Consider the following 1,405-nt stretch of genomic DNA (forward strand, 5'->3'; position numbering starts at 1 on the left):
TGGTGGCTGCGTGGGTTTCTAAGGCAAAGTGACCGGTGTCGTAGAGGCGAATGTCGGCGTTGGGTAAGTCGCGCCGCCAAGCTTTTGCCCCCGCCGGTAGAAAGAACGGGTCATTTTTACCCCAAACCGCTAACAACGGTGGTTGATAGGCTTTAAAGTAGGCTTGGTAGTCGGGGTACTGTTGTACGTTGCTGGCGTAATCTAACAGCAAATCTAGCTGGATTTCGGCCATGCCCGATTGCGATATTTTCAGACCTTCCAGCGTATAGCCATCAGGCGCGATCAAGCTTTTATTGTCAACACCCTTTTCATATTGCCAGCGGATCGACTCTGGTGTGGGAAAGTCGCTCAAGGCATTGCGGTTCTCCGCGCTGGGGTTTTGCCAATATTTCTTAATCGGATCCCAGCCTTTGGCTAAGCCTTCTTCGTAGGCGTTGCCATTTTGCGAGACGATGGCGCTGACTTGTTCGGGATGTTTCAGCGCTAAGCGCCAACCGACGGGGGCACCGTAGTCATGTACCAGTAAGGCGAAGCGATTAATGCCTTGTTGCTGCAAAAACTCATCGACCGTGTCAGTAATATTGGCAAAGGTATAATCGTATTGGTCTTTAGTGGGCGCTTCGGTAAAACCAAAACCGGGCAAGTCTAATGCGATAACGTGGTAGTCGTTAGCCAAGGCGTCAATGACCTCGCGCCACATAAACGAGGAGGCCGCAAAGCCGTGTAACATCAGTACCGTCGGTGCTTGTTTGCTGCCGGCCTCGCGGTAAAACAGGTTAACGTTATCGACTTGTGCATATTGAAACTGCGGCTGGACAACGGCAGGCGCGCTGCTGGCACCAGCACCGCTTGTCATTATACCGGCTGAGGCCGAGAGTAATAGTGCGGGTAGGGCGTTAATTTTCATCAGAACTCCTGTTGCTATCATTAATTGCTATCAAGAATGGTTAACGTCAACAGCGGTTACGATTTATTGAGTAACCTGTAAAATGTTATTTTGAAGGTTACCCGCTGATGTTGTAACCTGTCAATAGTGGTTTTAAAGGTTACTGGTAAGGTGAATGGATATGACTGCATCGGTTGAGTTTTTATTTATTGCGAGTCATCTCGCGCTAGACTTCGTTAATACTGAGGTGATGGTCGATCAACAGCCGCATGATCGGCTGCAAAGCGACGACGACGTAAGGCGTTGGCTGGCCGAGGCGGAGGCTTTACCCGAGGCCAACGATGCGCTTGCGAGCAGCGCTGCTACGGGCACTTTATTGGCGTTAGCGCGTGAACTGCGCGCAGAGCTGAAGTCACACTTGCGCTTGAGCCGCCAGCAGCCAGGCCAGCAACCGGCGGCGACGCTAACGGTGGTCAATCGAATTTTGGCTCGCGGGGCGCCAATACAAAGCTTGCAATG

At 51.7% G+C, this 1,405-nt stretch carries 2 protein-coding genes; one reads left to right on the forward strand and one right to left on the reverse strand.

Annotation, left to right across the window (positions count from 1 at the left end; genetic code table 11):
• Positions 1-907: alpha/beta fold hydrolase (locus A10D4_RS13310; RefSeq protein ID WP_008490146.1), on the reverse strand; the 907-nt coding region annotated here is incomplete at its 3' end.
• A 160-nt stretch (positions 908-1,067) separates the two neighbouring features.
• Between A10D4_RS13310 and A10D4_RS13315 the strand changes: the two genes are divergently transcribed.
• Positions 1,068-1,405: ABATE domain-containing protein (locus A10D4_RS13315; protein ID WP_008490147.1), on the forward strand; the 338-nt coding region annotated here is incomplete at its 3' end.

The organism is Idiomarina xiamenensis 10-D-4 (assembly GCF_000299895.1).
Lineage (GTDB): Bacteria > Pseudomonadota > Gammaproteobacteria > Enterobacterales > Alteromonadaceae > Idiomarina > Idiomarina xiamenensis.